At 58.2% G+C, this 16,252-nt stretch carries 18 protein-coding genes; 7 read left to right on the top strand and 11 right to left on the bottom strand.

From position 1 onward, the window contains the following. Positions 1-34 precede the first annotated feature (34 nt). Positions 35-1,489 carry a cobyric acid synthase gene (locus tag FHT75_RS23115; protein ID WP_063475078.1) on the bottom strand — a complete coding sequence of 485 codons (1,455 nt, stop codon included), beginning with the start codon at positions 1,487-1,489 and terminating at the stop codon, positions 35-37. Positions 1,490-2,144: 655 nt separating this feature from the next. Here FHT75_RS23115 and FHT75_RS23110 point away from each other — a divergent pair. Together FHT75_RS23110 and FHT75_RS23105 are read left to right on the top strand one after the other, a co-directional pair. Further along, positions 2,145-3,146, top strand: a complete 1,002-nt coding sequence (locus FHT75_RS23110; protein WP_183844996.1) for a glycine betaine ABC transporter substrate-binding protein — start codon at positions 2,145-2,147, stop codon at positions 3,144-3,146. A 31-nt stretch (positions 3,147-3,177) separates the two neighbouring features. Beyond that, a complete protein-coding gene (locus tag FHT75_RS23105) occupies positions 3,178-3,519 on the top strand; it encodes a hypothetical protein (RefSeq protein ID WP_063475079.1) in 342 nt (113 codons plus the stop codon). A 51-nt stretch (positions 3,520-3,570) separates the two neighbouring features. On the opposite strand, the gene FHT75_RS23100 is transcribed toward FHT75_RS23105, so the two are convergent. The 3 genes from FHT75_RS23100 to FHT75_RS23090 all read right to left on the bottom strand — a co-directional run bounded on the left by FHT75_RS23100 (position 3,571) and on the right by FHT75_RS23090 (position 5,651). Further along, positions 3,571-3,726, bottom strand: coding sequence for a hypothetical protein (locus tag FHT75_RS23100; protein ID WP_003560194.1), 156 nt, complete (start codon positions 3,724-3,726; stop codon positions 3,571-3,573). A gap of 100 nt (positions 3,727-3,826) precedes the next feature. Continuing rightward, positions 3,827-4,768: a LysR family transcriptional regulator gene (locus FHT75_RS23095; protein ID WP_028756551.1), complete on the bottom strand. Its 942-nt coding sequence runs from the start codon at positions 4,766-4,768 to the stop codon at positions 3,827-3,829. Between the two features lie 274 nt (positions 4,769-5,042). Further along, on the bottom strand, positions 5,043-5,651 hold the full coding sequence (locus FHT75_RS23090) for a LysE/ArgO family amino acid transporter (protein ID WP_063475209.1): 609 nt from the start codon (positions 5,649-5,651) through the stop codon (positions 5,043-5,045). Between the two features lie 100 nt (positions 5,652-5,751). Here FHT75_RS23090 and FHT75_RS23085 point away from each other — a divergent pair, with 100 nt between their 5' ends. Beyond that, positions 5,752-6,645 (top strand): LysR family transcriptional regulator ArgP, encoded by an 894-nt coding sequence (locus tag FHT75_RS23085; protein ID WP_028756549.1) that lies wholly within the window; start codon positions 5,752-5,754, stop codon positions 6,643-6,645. A 39-nt stretch (positions 6,646-6,684) separates the two neighbouring features. On the opposite strand, the gene FHT75_RS23080 is transcribed toward FHT75_RS23085, so the two are convergent. Beyond that, on the bottom strand, positions 6,685-7,044 hold the full coding sequence (locus tag FHT75_RS23080) for a hypothetical protein (RefSeq protein ID WP_183844995.1): 360 nt from the start codon (positions 7,042-7,044) through the stop codon (positions 6,685-6,687). 93 nt (positions 7,045-7,137) lie between these two features. Further along, a complete protein-coding gene (gene greA, locus FHT75_RS23075; protein ID WP_183844994.1) occupies positions 7,138-7,620 on the bottom strand; it encodes a transcription elongation factor GreA in 483 nt (160 codons plus the stop codon). 245 nt (positions 7,621-7,865) lie between these two features. Here greA and FHT75_RS23070 point away from each other — a divergent pair, with 245 nt between their 5' ends. Next, positions 7,866-8,585, top strand: coding sequence for an MgtC/SapB family protein (locus FHT75_RS23070; protein ID WP_183844993.1), 720 nt, complete (start codon positions 7,866-7,868; stop codon positions 8,583-8,585). A gap of 13 nt (positions 8,586-8,598) precedes the next feature. On the opposite strand, the gene FHT75_RS23065 is transcribed toward FHT75_RS23070, so the two are convergent. The 5 genes from FHT75_RS23065 to FHT75_RS23045 all read right to left on the bottom strand — a co-directional run bounded on the left by FHT75_RS23065 (position 8,599) and on the right by FHT75_RS23045 (position 12,423). Continuing rightward, complete coding sequence (locus tag FHT75_RS23065) at positions 8,599-8,784, bottom strand: DUF3008 family protein (RefSeq protein ID WP_028756545.1); 186 nt, start codon at positions 8,782-8,784, stop codon at positions 8,599-8,601. A 35-nt stretch (positions 8,785-8,819) separates the two neighbouring features. Beyond that, positions 8,820-9,029, bottom strand: a complete 210-nt coding sequence (locus FHT75_RS23060; RefSeq protein WP_097594268.1) for a DUF2945 domain-containing protein — start codon at positions 9,027-9,029, stop codon at positions 8,820-8,822. A 53-nt stretch (positions 9,030-9,082) separates the two neighbouring features. Next, entirely contained in the window at positions 9,083-9,316 is a 234-nt protein-coding gene (locus tag FHT75_RS23055) for a DUF2171 domain-containing protein (protein WP_097594267.1), read from the bottom strand. 223 nt (positions 9,317-9,539) lie between these two features. After that, entirely contained in the window at positions 9,540-11,399 is a 1,860-nt protein-coding gene (locus FHT75_RS23050; RefSeq protein ID WP_183844992.1) for a hypothetical protein, read from the bottom strand. A gap of 505 nt (positions 11,400-11,904) precedes the next feature. Further along, entirely contained in the window at positions 11,905-12,423 is a 519-nt protein-coding gene (locus tag FHT75_RS23045) for a helix-turn-helix transcriptional regulator (RefSeq protein WP_183844991.1), read from the bottom strand. A 155-nt stretch (positions 12,424-12,578) separates the two neighbouring features. On the opposite strand from FHT75_RS23045, the gene FHT75_RS23040 reads away from it, so the two are divergent. The 3 genes from FHT75_RS23040 (at position 12,579) to FHT75_RS23030 (ending at position 15,910) form a co-directional block, all read left to right on the top strand. After that, positions 12,579-12,878: a hypothetical protein gene (locus FHT75_RS23040; protein ID WP_183844990.1), complete on the top strand. Its 300-nt coding sequence runs from the start codon at positions 12,579-12,581 to the stop codon at positions 12,876-12,878. Between the two features lie 18 nt (positions 12,879-12,896). After that, entirely contained in the window at positions 12,897-14,885 is a 1,989-nt protein-coding gene (locus FHT75_RS23035; protein ID WP_183844989.1) for an AAA family ATPase, read from the top strand. A 212-nt stretch (positions 14,886-15,097) separates the two neighbouring features. After that, positions 15,098-15,910, top strand: a complete 813-nt coding sequence (locus tag FHT75_RS23030) for a metallophosphoesterase (protein ID WP_183844988.1) — start codon at positions 15,098-15,100, stop codon at positions 15,908-15,910. Positions 15,911-16,252 lie beyond the last annotated feature (342 nt).

Genomic DNA, 16,252 nt, shown 5'->3' with positions numbered 1-16,252 from the left:
CAGTGTGACCGCCCCACCCGGGACACATCCTGGCCTAACCGAGCAGCCCGGCGAGCCAACGCGCATCGAGGTGACGTTCCAAATCCCCGGCGATCTCGTCGAGCGCCTGGTCGACGCTCTCGCGATAATTCTTCCGCTCACCCGAGAGCCCAAAGCTTTGAAGCAGCCGGGCGCGGTAGGCGTCGCTGCCGAAGAGGCCGTGCAGATAGGTGCCCATGATCCGGCCGTCGGCCGAAAGCGCCCCGTCGGGCGTGCCGTCGATAATCGCCGAAGGCCGATCACAATCCGGGCCGCGGGTGATGCCGAGATGGATCTGGTAGCCGGCCAGCGGCGCGTCGTATTCGGTCGAGCGGGCATGGCTGTTGCGCACAGTTTTCTCCGGCGCCATCTCGGTCTCGACGTCGAGAAGCCCAAGCCCCGGCGTCTCGACCGTCCCGCCCTCGAGCCCAAGCGGATCGTGCACCGTCCGGCCGAGCATCTGGTAGCCGCCGCAAATGCCGATCACCCGGCCACCGCGCCTGACATGCGCCTGGAGATCGCGGTCCCAGCCTTGAGCCCTGAAGTCGGCGAGATCCGATATCGTCGATTTCGAGCCGGGAAGGACGACCAGGCCTGCATCGGCAGGCAGCCGTTCGCCTGATCGCACGAAGACCAGTTCGACATCCGGCTCGGTTCTCAGCGGGTCGAGATCGTCGAAATTGGCGATGCGCGGCAGCACCGGCACGGCGATCTTCAGCGCACCCGCCTCGCCCCGCGCCAGACGTTCGAGCACGACCGAATCCTCGGCCGGCAGGCGCGCCGCGCCCGGCAGCCACGGCACCACGCCGAAACATGGCCAGCCGGTGAAGCCTTCGATGGCGCGAATGCCGTCGTCAAACAGCGAGACGTCGCCGCGGAACTTGTTGATGATATAGCCCGCAATCATCGCCCGGTCGCCATCGTCGAGGATCGCATGCGTACCGACCAGCGAGGCGATGACGCCGCCGCGGTCGATATCGCCGACGAGGACGACAGGCACGCCGGCCCGTGTCGCAAAGCCCATATTGGCGATATCACCGGACCTGAGATTGATCTCAGCCGGCGACCCCGCTCCCTCGACGATAACGAGGTCGGCGCCCGCAGCCACTTTTTCGAAACTCTCGAGCACGGCGCCGAGCAGCTGCGGCTTCAGTCGCTGGTAATCGCGCCCCTTCGCCTGTCCGAACACCCTGCCCTGCACGATGATCTGGCTGCCGTTTTCCGATTGCGGCTTGAGCAGCACCGGGTTCATGTGCACCGAGGATGGCGTGCGCGCCGCCAGCGATTGCAGCCACTGCGCCCGGCCGATCTCGCCGCCATCATCGGCGACTGCTGCATTGTTCGACATGTTCTGCGGCTTGAACGGCCGGACGGCCAGACCGCGATTGGCCGCCAGCCGGCAAAGGCCAGCGACCAGCACCGTCTTGCCGACATCCGAGCCGGTTCCCTGCAGCATGATTGCTCTTGCCATGGTGGCTCGCATCCGTCTTCTGTTCAGCGAGGCCTACAATGGACAGCAATCCCGGGTCAAGATTTGGCCCGGGTCAAGCTCCGCCCGCAAACGCGAAAACCGCGCATGGCCTTGGCTCTGCGCGGTTTGCCGAAAACTCAGGCGTCTTCACCCTTACACGGCGAAGCTCGCTTTCTCCGGTACGCACTACCTGAACCAGAGAAGTGGCGGTCATTGCCGCCACGACCCAACTGATAACGGCACATTCTTACCGGAGAGTTATTGAAGGCTTACGCAAATGTTAATTTTGATCTTTTTTGACATCCTCGTCGAAATTTCTGCCGGAGATCCGCCGCCGATCGCGAACAGCGTGCATTTCGCCCGAGGGCGCCATTTTCGGGATGATGTCATAAATTCTTCGAATTCAATCATTTAGTCACGCAACCATGAGCAGAAGACGGTTGATTTCTCCGAGCGAACGCGTAGGCTTCATCCAAATACGCCATTGTTGAACATGGCCTGCGACGAGCTGCCGGAGCCGCAAGGACGGACGGTGCCGATGAACCGGAAAAGCCTGCACGGCATCGCCCGGCAGACATTTTCGCTTCGGGTGCCGGAGAGATTTTTCGGTGGATTTCAGAGCCTGCTGCGCGTCCGCCTGAGAAGAATTCGGGGAATGACGATGAAGACGTTTCTGATTCCGGCCGTCTTTGCCGCGGCTCTTTCCACCGTTGCGCCGGCCGAAGCCGCCGAATGCGGCAGCGTTTCGATCGCCGAAATGAAATGGGCTTCGGCAGGCATTGCCGCAAGCTTCGACAAGATCATCCTGGAAAACGGATATGGCTGCTCCGTCACCATCGTCGACGGCGACACCCTGCCGACCTTCGCCTCGATGAATGAAAAAGGCACCCCCGACATTGCCTCGGAATACTGGATCAATTCGGTGAGGTCCCTGCTCGATCAGGCGGTCAACAGCGGCCGGCTGGTGCAGGGAGCCGAGATCCTGGCCGACGGTGCCGTCGAGGGCTGGTGGATCCCGAAATTCATCGCCGACGCCCACCCCGACATCCGCTCGGTCGAGGACGCGCTGAAACATCCTGAACTGTTTCCCGCCGAGGACGATCCGTCGAAGGGCGCAGTCTACAACTGCCCCGCCGACTGGAGTTGCCAGATATCCACCGCCAACCTGTTTAAGGCGCTTGCCGCCGATAAGAAGGGTTTCGAGCTCGTCGAAACCGGCAGCCCCGAGAGGCTCGACGCCTCGATTGCGCATGCCTTCGAAAACAAGGTCGGCTGGCTAGGCTATTACTGGGCGCCGACTGCCATCCTCGGCAAATACGACATGACGCGCCTGAGCTTCGGTGTCGGCCACAACAAAAACGAATGGGACCGCTGCACCGCCGTTGCCGGCTGCGCCAGACCTGAAGTCAATTCCTACCCGGTCTCACGCGCCTTTACGCTGATGACCAGGTCCTTCACCAGCCGGGCGGGGCCCGTCGCGACCTATCTCAAGACCCGCAAATGGGACAATGAGACGATCAATCAGGTGCTTGCCTGGCAGGACGAAAACCGCGAAAGCAACGAGGATGCCGCGATCTATTTCCTTCGCAATTACGAGGGTCTGTGGACGAAATGGGTGCCGGCCGATGTAGCCGAGAAGGTCAAGGCAAGTTTATAACGGTAATAACACCATTACCACGGGCGATTCGATGATTCCCTTTCCCGACCGCGATACCGTTGCGGAAAAGCTCGCCGCCCTGTCGGAGGCCGACAAGTCATACCTGGCGCTGCTCATGGAAAACGCTGCCCAGGACGACAATCTGCTCGACGGGCTGCGCCGCCATCTCGATCTTGCCGCCGGATCGCGTTTCCTGAACTCTTTGAAACTCGAAAGTCTTGGGATGTGGCTCGGGACTCAGGCGCCCGGCCGGTTGCAGATCCGGCTGACGGAAACCGCCCGCTCCAGCCAGCATCCCGCCTACCAGGCGTTCCGGACCGGCCTTAGCCGATCCGGCGGGCTGGAAAAGGTTTATCCCCCGGTCAACACTTGATTCCCCGGTCAGCACCTGATCTGGCGATCCCAGCAGCAATCTGAATAGTCGCTACTTCTTCGCGGCGCGGTCGACCGAGCGGCCGGCATCCTGGGTGGCGTTCACGGTGTTTGCCGTATCTTTCCCTATGCCGCGGATCGTGTTGCCGCAGGAGGAAAGGGCAAGAAGAACCATAAAAGCTGCGGCAATTTTGGCCGTTGTCGTCATCTCGGATATCCTTGTTTGAAATCAACCCCGAACGGCGACAAAATGCCGTCCGCGCCAATAACGCGCGACAAACCAAAAGGTTCACTGGCTGAAAGGCCCCTCAGGCGGCGACTGCCTTTGCCCGTTCGGCAAAGGCGCTGCGAATGCTGTCGGCCACCGTCTCGATCGGCCCCGACATCTGTGAGGCGGTCAGCAGACGGATATCGAAGGCGCCAAGTTCCGGCAGACCTTCATTCGGGCCGAGGAGCGCCATGTCCTCGTTGACATAGGAAAGCGGCAGCGGCGCGATGGCAAGATCGGAGAGCACGGCGGCGCGCTGCGCCATGGTATGGCCGCTGAGATAGGCGACGCGATAGGGCCGCTTGTTGCGTTCGAGCTGGGTCAGTGCCTCCTGGCGCCAGATGCAACCGTCCTCCCAGATCGAGATCGGCAGGGGATCGCGGCGATGGGCCGAACCACACCTGGCGCCGGCCCAGACCAGCCTCTCGCGGTAGACCACCTCGCCACCGGTCGGGAACGGCCGCGTCGCACAGTTGATCAACGCCAGGTCGAGCCGTTGCTCCTCCATGCGCTTCTTCAGCCCGATGCTCATGTCGATCGTCACGTCGACCATGATGCCGGGATAGCTCTCGGCGAAACTCTTCAGGATGCTCGGCAGCAGCCGTTCGCCGATATCTTCCGGCGCGCCGAGCCGCACGACGCCGCTGAGCTCCGGCATGATGAAGCGCGACACCGCCTCGTTCGACAGCGCCAGGATGTTGCGGGCGTAGGACAGCAACATCTCGCCGTGGCGCGTCAGGGATACCGAGCGGGCGTCGCGCAAAAATAGCGTCGCACCAAGCTGTTCCTCGAGCTTCTTGATTTGCATCGACACTGCCGATGGCGTGCGGAAGACCGCTTCCGCGGCGGTCGAAAAATTGCCTGTCTCGGCGATGGCCACGAAGGTCCGCAGCACATCGTTGTCAAGCAGCGGAATGGGACGGCGAAAGGGAATGCTCATCGTCACATCTTTCAATTTTTCTGATTTATAACCGCATATCATTTTGTTTGATTGAATGTCAATCGACCGGATATCTTCAGTGTCGGCAGCAATGATGCCAGCAAAGGAGGCCGGACATGACGCAATCAAGCACCTGGAATATCGTACAGGCCCTTTCCGCATTCAAGTCGCAGAGGCGCAGGGATGCAAACCATGAATATGCGATCCGGCAGTTAAAGCGTTTTCCGTCGCATCTGCTGGCGGATTGTCAGCGCGAAATGGAATTGAGCACCCTTGCCTCGGCCGCCGAAGTGGATGATCGACGATCGAACGGCGGTCACATGCCGCCCAGCAGCTTGAAGGCGATCACCCACATCGTGAAAGCGACGAGCGTTTCCAGCATCCGCCAGGACGAGGGCTTCGAGAAGATCGGCCGCAACCATGTTGCGCCATATCCGAGCGAAAAGAAGAACAGGAAGGAACCCGTCACCGCGCCGGCGGCAAACGAAGTCTGCTGCCCGGGGTAACGTGTGGATATCGTGCCGAGCAGCACGACCGTATCGAGATAGACATGCGGATTGAGCCAGGTGAGCGCGAGGCAGGTCATGAGCGTCTGCCGGAAACTCGCCGTTCTGGCCTCCGCCGCCGTGAGGGTAGCGGACGACCGCAAGGCCGAATAGAGGCTTCTCGCCCCGTACCAAACCAGAAATGCGGCTCCGCCGTAGCGCATGACGGGATCGAGCCAGGGCATGAACCTGGCGATTTGCTGCAGGCTGGTCACCCCAAGCACGATCAGCGCCGCATCGGAGACAGCGCATGCGAGGCAGACGGCAAAGACATGTTCGTTGCGCAAGCCCTGGCGGAGGATGAAGGCGTTCTGCGCGCCGATGGCGACAATCAGGCTGAGGCCCATCATCAGGCCGGTTATATAGATCGAAAAATTCATCGCTTCGGCCAACGCCCCTTAATTCGGTAGGGTTGCGCTACCGCGATTACGAGAATTAGGCTAATTAATCCAACTAACTCCGATTAAGCGAAACTAATCCATGCTCGACTATCCCGCGCTGCGCGCCGTCGCAACCATTGTCCAGACAGGCAGCTTCGAAAGAGCGGCGGCCGTCCTGAACGTGACGCCTTCGGCCGTTTCTCAGCGCGTGAAACAGCTGGAAGAGCGTCTCGGCGCCGTTCTCATCGTCAGAGGCACGCCGTGCACGGCGACGGAAAAGGGGGAATGGCTTTGTCGCCATGTGGAGAATGTCGGCATGCTCGAAGCCGAACTCTTCGGGCAGCTGCCGGCTCTCGTCGATCCCGACGAGCCCAGCCAAAGGGTCACGCTTCAAATCGCCACGAATGCTGACAGCCTCGGGACATGGTTCGTCGAGGCCATGTCGAATTTCGCCAAAAGCTCTTCCTATCTGCTGAACATCGCCGTCGACGATCAGGATCACACCGCCGAATGGCTGCAGCGCGGGCGGGTGATCGCCGCCGTCACCAGCCTGGAAAAGCCAGTTCGCGGATGCCGGCGTTTTGCGCTTGGGTTTCTGCGCTACCACGCCACGGCAACCCCCGAATTCGTCGCGCGCCACTTTCCGCAGGGCGTGACATCGGAGGCGATACGCAACGCTCCGGCGCTGACCTTCAATCAGAAGGACAGGCTCCAAAGCAGCTGGATCAGGCGAACGTTCGGACGCGATCTCGATTATCCCACCCACTGGCTGCCGTCGCCGCAGAGCTTCGTCGAGGCGAGTCTTTCGGGCATGTGCTGGGGAATGAACCCGACCCAGCTGACCCACGAGCATCTCGCATCCGGACGGCTGGTCGAACTGGTGCCCGACACGCCGCTCGATGTCCCGCTCTACTGGCAGATAAACCGCCTCGCCGCCGACCGCTTGGCGGATCTGACGCGTGAAGTCGTCACGGTGGCCAAGCGCCGTCTTTGATGCATCACTTAAAGATACAGCAGGACCGAGTGCGCTTTGTCAGACGTAAGCCGTGCGGCTGCCGAACTCGCTGGTCTCGTCAAAATTCTTCGTGCCGATGCGCTCGCTTTCGCCGGAGAATTCTCCAGAAGCTTCATCGGCGGGCTTCGATGCGGCAGACGACTGAGATTGGCTGCTTTCGCTCGCTTCGAGCTTGGCGATCTTGGCTTCCAGCGTATCGATGGATTTTTGGATCGTGGCCTTCTCTTGCTCGTCCTGCGTCTGCTCCAGGTCTGCCTTCTTTTCGGCAAGCTGGGCCTCGAGAGAGGCAAGCTGATCCGACGAACTCGAAGACGAGGTTGAAGCGACGGAACTCAAAATTGTGGATGCGGAACTGGAAATTGCGCTGACCATGAGCATGACTTTCGATGGTGGAATGTCACCGTTCTAGCCAGGGAGAGTAAAGGTTCGATAAATAAAGTACCGAATAGTACCAAAATAAATATCGCGCTCTTATGCGATGGCGATGATCTCCAATTCCTGGCCGCCCGCCTCCGCCGCATCGCCGACAGCCTTGCCCATCAAAAGCCGCGCCACCGGCGAGACGTAGGAAATCGATCCGGCCTTGGGATCGGCTTCATCCTCCCCGACGATCCGATAGGTCTGCACGCGCCCGTCATCACGGCGGAAAGTCACCGTGGAGCCGAAGGCGACGGCGTCGATTGACGTAGGGTTAGGCATGATCTGGGCGGTGCGAAGTCTTGCCGCTAAGTAGCGAAGATCACGCAAGGGATTGGCCGTCTGCCGCCGCCGCTCGTTCACGTCTTCGATCGTGCTCGCAGCATCATAAGCTTCGCGGGCCTGCTGGAATTGCAGCTCCAAAGCCTTCTGCCCCGCCTCCGTCACAAGGTTGGGGTGCGGCGAAATCGGACGGTCGGGCAGCAGGGTTTCCGAAGCGGTTTCGAAACTCTCTTCCTTGGTGAAGGCGACGGCCAATCTCGAACTCCGTTTTAGGCGCAGTGCGCGCGCTTTATCGCTGGCGGGGCGAATGCCCCATCTGTTTGTCGGCACCCTACATACACCGACTGCAGACGAACCGCCAATCTTGGCTCATCAGCCGCCACTAGCTTGGGAGCCTTGGGAACGTCCTGACCCGCATGGCGTTTAGACCGGTGCACGGCTGAGGAAGGGCAAAAGCCCCGCGACCAGCCAGAGCGCCACGACAAAGTCTGGACCAACACATGCCTGCGTTCCTGACGGATGCCATGCCGCTGACGCCGAACTGGTGGGATATCGGCACGCGTATCGCGCTGACGGTGGTTGCCGGCGGCCTGATCGGCCTCGACCGAGAGCGCGGCGGTCACGCGGCGGGCTTCAGGACCACGATCCTGGTGGCGCTTGCCGCCTGCCTGGCGATGGTCCAGGCAAACCTTCTTCTCTCGGTATACGGAAAAACGCCTGGCTCCTTCACCCAGATGGACGTGCTGCGCTTTCCCCTCGGCGTGCTGACGGGCGTGGGCTTTATCGGCGGCGGAGCGATCCTCAGGCGCGGCGATATGATGACCGGCGTCACCACGGCGGCGACCTTGTGGTTCATGACGGTGGTCGGCCTCTGTTTCGGCGGCGGCCAGATCCTGACCGGGATGATGGCGACCGCGCTCGCCTTCATCGTCCTGTCGCCATTGAAGCGTCTGGATACGTGGCTGCGCTGCGAACGCAAGGCAACGCTTCTCATCCGCAGCGCCGATGCCGATATCCCCGAACTGTCGGAAGCGCTGAAACCTCTCGCATGCCGTGCTCTGTTCGTTTCCTTTGCACGGACCACCGATGGACGCGCCGGCGTGACATTCGAACTAAGATGGATGGCAAAAGACCATGACACATCTGCCCGTGCGATCTTGAACGCTTTGTCAAAGGCGCATGACGTCGCGGATTTCTCGATGCAGTCGACGACGAACTAAACCTCGCATTCCCTCATTTGGAGACGTGCTCGGGCTTGCCCTTCCTCTTGGTTGAGGCGAACTCCTCCAGCTGTTTTTCGCTCATGGATTCGACCATCTGTTTCGAGGCGCCTTTGAGTTCGCTCTTCGGCGTCTCGCCACGCTTGGCCGAGAGTGCGGCGCCTGCCGCCTTCTGCTGGGCCTTCGATTTGGCTGGCATATCGATCTCCTATTGCCAAACGAGCGACCGCCGGTTCAAAGCTTCCGGAGTTCGTCAGGCTTGTGTGCGGCGCGTTTTCCCGACTTGTCGCTCTCGACGATATATTGCGGTTCGGCCTTCGATGCCTTCACCCTGTGGCCTTTGATCGTCGTCGGACCGCTCTGCTTTTTGACCACCCTGCCCTCGGTCTTTCCCTGGCTGGTATTCCAGCTTACCTCGTCGCCCTTCTTCAATTGCTTCGGCATGGCGGCTCCTGTTTCAAAGAGGCTGCGGCCTGCAAGCCGCAGCCGATGGGCTCTCAGTTGATGGTGGCCCATTGCATCCGGACATCCCTGGCGTTCTTCGACAGATGGACGTGTGCATCGATGTGATCGACCCAATCGATCGGGATCAGGTGGTGCTTGCCGTCTTCCGAATCGAGCTTCGTCAGCTTGATGCGTGTCGGGCCGTCGAGGTGATCAACTGTGCCGACATGGGTGCCGTCGGCAGCCCGCACTTCCATATGCTCACGGATCTGATCTGCGGAAATCATCGTTTCCTCCTTTGCATCATTGTCAGCTACGAACTGGCAACGAGGTGGAGCAAACTTGGTTCCGAGGCATCCGGTCGCGCACCGAATTATGCTCGTCGGGCCAGATGTATGAAATCCATTCAAAATGATTCAAAATAATCCTTAAAAATCAGAGAGCGCAAGAAAAAACGATTCAGAACGCGGTCAGAAACGATTCACCCAACGTGGTTCTGATGGACCTATTCTACGATATCGAAATTGACTGTCCATAGAAACTCTCGACTTCAGTTCGTAGCCCGAAGCCATCTCTTCCAGGTGGCGAGTGGATCGCAGCTCGCTTCAGCTCCCATAATATACGCTGCTCAGGCATTTTAACCCCACCAATACGAAACCGACCCGCGATCTCCCTGATCGAAATGTATTTAGCCCTGAAAGAAGCAAGTTCTTCCATGGTAGGACGTTCATGGTTTAAGAAATGGTGTCGGGTGTTGGCGAACGCAGATGTGCGGCTCTTATCCAAGTAGAACGCAACGTCATTCCAAGTAAGTACATTGACGACTTTCGTAGATGGCAATATTTGGCTTAGTATAGCCTTCCAATTCTCGAAATCGATGACGTGCAATGCGTCAATCCAGGTGCCACCCGACGAGTGTTTTACCACAGGCAACTCGCCTTCTAACAGCTTTCGTATGACCGGCGGCCATGGGCAGCCGAGCAGCCTGAACATCACAGACACAAAACTCTTCACTGGCAACGATGCCTTGCTCTTCGTCTTTGGGACCGACTTCAGAAATGAGGCCATTTCAGTCTGACCAATTGACGAATGTACGAAAGCCGAAGCCAGACCGACTTCCGGGCATCTTAGTGCACCGTACCGAAAGCAGTTTAAGAGGATGCCAACTGGCAGCCCAGTGACACACTTCAGGGCAAAAACCTCTTTCGAGCGAACAGCAAGGTTGAGAAGTTCATACTCAGCGCTTGAATTGAATATGGCAGGAGCTTTTCCGTCCTTAGGCGATCCACCCTCGACGCCCCCGAATGCCAAGCCCGCTATCCGTTTTACATCGGTCGATTTTGCCGCATTTGCACACACTTTAAGGAGCGATTTGCTGACCAGGCGAGACTGGCCGAAAAGTATGACGAATGGATGCCCATTTAAGCTTGGTCGCGAAAACGGCAGTCTCCTCTCCAACTCAGGAAGAAGTTTCTCAAATCCGTATGGCCAGTCCAACAAGGCTCTCGCGGCCAGAGCCAGATTGGTCGGGGAAGCGGCCTGCGCCGCGAGGTAATATCGCCGTGCCAGGGCATTTGGCTGTACGTTACCATCCAACACATTTGCAATGAGTGAGCCCAAAAAGAAGATGGAACCAGGCTCTTCCTTCGAGATGTCTGGATGTAGGTTGGAGAGCGTGACTTTGCTTTCAGGGTGACACGGGTCAAGCAAGCCTGCGAGAAATCGCAACGCATCCTCGTGGGGTACGCTCACGATGGGTTGTGGGTGATTTCGCAAATCGCCTCTGCTACCGCACTTATGACAGAAGCAAACTCCGCGACTATTCAGAAAATCTAGGGCAGCAAGGCAAACCGGACAATGATCCAGCAGCATTTCCAAAGTTGTTGGATCGAAGTTCAAAGGGGCAAGATGCCATATTGCCCGGGAATGTGGCGACTCGCGGAGCGACCGTGGCGAGACGCGTCGGTTAGAGATTAGCTGCTTTGCTGTAACCCTGCTGCCGAAGAATGAGTAATGGCTGCTCTCATTGCGGTGCAGAGCAGCGCCTTCGTCTGACTCGTTCGGCCCTTTGACCCGGGGGTATGAGATTGGAACGAGATCAGCGGCTCCATTTGGTGTCCCGATGAGATCGGCTATCGCCGAGATTTCGAACGTTGCCAGCGCCGCAAGTTGGTGCGAAAAGGCTTTGGCCTCCCTGCCCAGCATTCGATTGGTCGTTGACAAGCCGTTTATACTCGCCGATCTGAACGCTACATCAGCGAGCCCTTCGCCTGGCAGGGGAGCTACCGGAACCGCAAGGCGTTTCCCTTCAAGGGAAATCAGTCGCTGAGCAATTTCTGTGGTGATTGTAATCGGTGGATCGTAAAGCATCGCATTTACCCTTACTGCTACTTGGTGACAGATCGGCGTAGCTGCTCCCATATGCCCTTGCGAGTGGGTCTCTGGCTCCCCAGTCTCCCCTTCCGGTTTTGTTTCCGGCGAAGACAGCGAGGCTTTAAGCGGACTCCTATGCCTCACCTGCAATGTCTGGAAAGAAGATCACGCCTTCGTCCTCCAAGCTCGCACGACCTGCTCATCAAAGCCTGTCAGGCGTCTTCACCGCGCCCTCTCGTATTTCGTCACGACCTTTCTGGCGACACAAGCTTCAGCGCTAGCTGGGTCTGGGACAAATTGATCAGAACTCGGGCCGTTTGCACCTGTTTGCCTCGGAAGAATTCTTCGTGCCCGCCAGTCTTCCAACGTAATCTCGGCTCCTGCTTTACCGTCTCCGCCAAGGAATTCGATTCCCTCGACATCGAATATCTGCGAACCCTGTGAGCCGCTTTCGTGGGCCTCGGAGAGGACACCTTTCCGAGTTACCTGACGACGCAAAAGCCTACTGATGCTCCTTCGCGGCAGACTGAGAGAACGGTTCTGGGACCATCCATCGGACTCCCGCCCCCCAATTCTCGGTCTCAGCGGTAAGTTCGATATTCAACCGAGCAAAGGCCTGCTCCAGCTTCTTTAAAGTCTCCAGATTCAGTCCGGCGATTTGCCCCGTTTCTAACCGGGTGACGAAGTTCCGGTTCACGCCGGACGTTGTTTGGAGGTCGCGCATCGACAGGTTAGCCATCGCGCGAGCCGCGCGGAACTGCGCTCCCCGGTATCGGTCCTTTTGGCCCGGTTTGAGCCAGCGTACCCCTGCTCCCTGTACTCCTGTGGATGTCAGAAATTCAATTCCGTTTTTTTCAAACGCCTTTTGCAAGTTTTCGGCATCCGAAGAGAACAGCTTGTACTTGGCGGCTTCCCATCGACTGACTTCGCGGCGATCCAGTCCCACCCACGCCGCGACATCCTCTTGATCTTTACCAAGAAGCGCTCGTGCTGCCCGGAACTGGCTCGCCAAAATCCTCATTTGGCGGAAGAGCAGCTTTCATTTGCAAAATGTCAACATATTGGGCATTTGTCTTACCAAAGGAGATTTCAACTCTTTTTCTTTGCGTATGTCTCACGAATCGGTCTATTTCCTTGCTCGCCCGCAAACGGAACTCGAATCAAAAGGTCCTCTCGATGAACGACAAATGGCTTGGAACCCCACCCCTCGTGATCCTCCCGCGACTGAGGTCGCTCCTCGCTGATCTCGAACAACTTGCCCTGCCCGGCAGCCACCCAGCACCGAACGAGCTTGTCAACATCCGGAATTGTTTTGTCGCGAGCCGCGCGGTGCCCTGCCTGATGGGCGAGATGAGCGGGCACCCGTCTATCAAGGACGGTCCCGGCATCACCTCCGAGCTGTTTTATCTCGACGGGAAGCGGAAGCTCGCGCGGACGTTGAGCCGTTGGTATCGGTTCGACGACGGCCTCATCTGATCCGGGCGGAGAATATCGATGGATACGGCCTTTAAGGACAACCTCGACGCATACATCACCAAACTCCAGCGGATCGCGATCCAGCTGAACGGATTGCGATCCGCCCGCCCCTTCAAGGCTCGTCGTGAAGGAGCAGCACTCGCGATGAAGTCTACGCGCCTTTTCTTAGCTTATTGTGCATTGGTGAGCCTGGTCCGCCGAAACATCGAGCCGATCTATAATCCGTTTTGCGTTGGGCTCGTCGTGGTACCAGCCGCATGGCAGTTGAACGATATCCAGGAGGCGGCGAAAATCATCTTCAAAGATGAGAAAGTTCGCTTTTGCCTACATCCGGCGTCTAAGAGTCGGCGCGGTTGGGAGATTGACCCTGCTGAGCATCTCACGTCAGGCAGATTGATCGTCTTCGTGACCGAGGGATCGACAATCCATGAGGATTTCGAACTCGCGGCAACGGTCCGTGACCGCCTCCACCTGTGTGATCCCCGCCACCTTCGAGCGCTTGGGAGGCTCCGGGGCTGCGGCAATCTCTCCGACGACCATATTGCGCTGATCGCCGAACAGCCTTCAGAGAGGATGGAGGCTATCTACCGGATTGGGCAACCGGCCGAGCGGGCGGCGACGCGGCTCCGGAATGAAAGCAAGCAGCGCCTCCTATCGACCGAAGTCAAACGACTGGATGTCTCCAAAGGCTTCGGTGAGGCGTCCACCTGGGCACTGGAGCTGAAGAAAGACCTCCAGGATTGGCGCGACGGCAAGCTAGCCTGGTCCGATGTCGACAAGGGGTGCTTGTTTTACGGTCCGCCGGGCACAGGGAAGACGAGGTTTGCGTCAGCGCTCGCGGCGGAGTGCGAGATGCATCTGGAAGCCACGTCCATTTCAAAGTGGCAGAGCAGCAAAGATGGTCATCTAGGCGATATGCTCAAGGCAATGTACCGATCCTTCGCGAGCGCCAAGGAAAATGCGCCCTGCCTGTTATTTCTGGACGAATTTGACTCCATTGGCGACCGTACCAAATTCGATTCCAGACACGCTGATTACAGCGTCCAGGTGGTGAACGCACTCCTGGAGTGCCTCGATGGTGTCGAGGGACGAGAAGGCGTCGTCGTCGTGGGGGCTTGCAATCACCCCAACAGAATCGATGCCGCGCTCATCAGAAGCGGTCGGTTAGAGAAGCATGTGTACTTCCCCTTGCCGAATGCGGAAGCCCGGGCCGAAATCCTCGCTTTCCATCTCCCATCCCTTGCCGAACATCCTTCCTTGAAGGAAATCGCCGCCAGACTGCCCGGCAAGAGCGGTGCCGATCTGGAACGCCTGTCGCGGGATGCCCGTCGGACGGCGCGACAGGAGCGCCGGGGCGTCACAATTGATGACCTCCGAGAAAAGATCGAGCCCCTGCCTGTTCTGAATGAAGGATACCAGCTGCACATCGCAATTCACGAAGCGGGTCATGCGCTTATAGCTCACGCTTTGCGAGTTGGAAGAGTCGAGCGGGTTGAGGTGTTCGATAACGCCCGGAACTTCGCAACAGACATCGATGCGCACGGGATCACTGTTATCGAGCACCCAAGGCTACCCTTCAAAACTAAGGGGGAAATGATGAACCTAGTCGCCATGCACCTGGCCGGGGCGGCTGCGGAAGAAGTCTCTTACGGAGACCGGTCGACTATGGCTTCAGGTTCGAGCCAAAGCGACTTCGCGATGGCAACGGAACTCGCCGTCGAAATGATCACGAAATACGGCTTTGGTACGTCGCCCTACTATCTACCAGGCTCCATAAACACGAGCAGCTCTTCGGAGCTGTGGCAGGACCGCAGGCTGAGAGCGGAGGTCGATGGCATTCTTCGAACCGAGTACGCGCGGGCAAAAGACATGCTCAGCGGCCTGCAGCAAACGCTTGTGAAATTCGCTGCCGAGCTGGCCAAGCACAAGCGACTGCAAGGGAATCAGCTGGAAAAACTTTGGCCAGGAGCAACAACCTCAGACCAGACGGTGGCAAGGAAATGTTGAGGGACCGTTCTGTCAACATTTCCTTGGTCCGTGAAAAGGTTGCTCTCGCAGTGGTGCGGGCCGTGGCATTCGACCTGAACGAACAGTGCCTGACGACGCGCCCATGAAATCTGGCTGACGCAGACAATTCCCAAAGTTCTGAACAGAAAGACTGCGGCGGAAATTCCGGCGCGTCATCCCCACACCTTTGCCTCTGCTAAAGGAACGGCCGAGTGAGAGCTTGGATCATCAGTGACCTCCACTACTCCCCGATGGATGCTCTCGTGGGCGCTCCCCTTCGGATTCCGGATGCGGATATCTGCATCTGCGCAGGCGATATTTCGGAAAACGTTTCGATGAGCATCGCTTACCTGCGACGCGATATCGAGCGGCATATGCCCGTCATCTTGGTCCTGGGAAATCACGACTATTACAACAGCAGCATCGATCTTGCGCTGGAAAGAGCACGTCGCGAAATCGAAGGCACCCGCATCCATCTCCTAGAAAATCAAAGCATCGAGACATCCGGTTGCCGCTTTGTCGGCGCTACCTTGTGGACCGACTTTGCGGTGTCTATCGGTGGGGACGAGCATGTTCCGCCGGAGGAACGTCGGGCTGTTGCATTCGGCCTAGTGCCGTCGCTGATGGCGGATTTCTCCTGCATTTTCCGATCCGACCCTCGACGCCCCGGTGAAAACGGGCTGATCACAGTTCAGGAAATCCTTGAGCGCCATATCGCGAGCCGATCATTTATTGACCGCGAACTGGAAAAGCCGTTCGACGGCCGCACATTCGTCGTGACCCACCACGCACCGCTCATTCGGAGCTTCGATGCCCGATTTTTTGGGAGTGTAACCAATGCAGCGTTTGGAAGTGATCTTTCGGACTTGATCGCGCGAAGACGGCCCGACGTCTGGATTCACGGCCACATCCATAAATTCCGTGACTATATGGCTGCCAAGACCAGAGTAATTTGCAATCCTCGCGGTTATGGTGGTGAGCGCGGCACATCAGGATTTCGGCCTGATTTCGTGATCGATTTATAGCGCGAATATGACTTCGACCTTGTCATCAACGAACTGTCAACTGGGCCAAGGTGTCCGTCGATCCCTAGAAAGACCTTCATACTGTGGATAGAGCAGATTCCGGATTCGCACCTCTTGACGTTGCATGTATTGATCCCGATATTCGCGCTATCCGTTTTAAAGGTATTCCCGAGGGGACGGAGAATAGCTTGAAGCTGTCAAGCCCGAAAGCTGCCAGCAGTATTGCTACGATGTCCATCAGGACCTCCATGCGTATCTGGACGCCCACGGTGCATGAAGAGCAATTCTTCATACAGCCAATATAGTCCATTATCTCGACTAAATGTGCCGTAGGGTTTCCAG

Origin of the sequence: Rhizobium sp. BK112, from assembly GCF_014193215.1 — a bacterium.
GTDB lineage: Bacteria > Pseudomonadota > Alphaproteobacteria > Rhizobiales > Rhizobiaceae > Rhizobium > Rhizobium anhuiense.
Note: the sequence above shows the minus strand (reverse complement) of the source record. Positions and strands in the feature narration are given on the sequence as shown.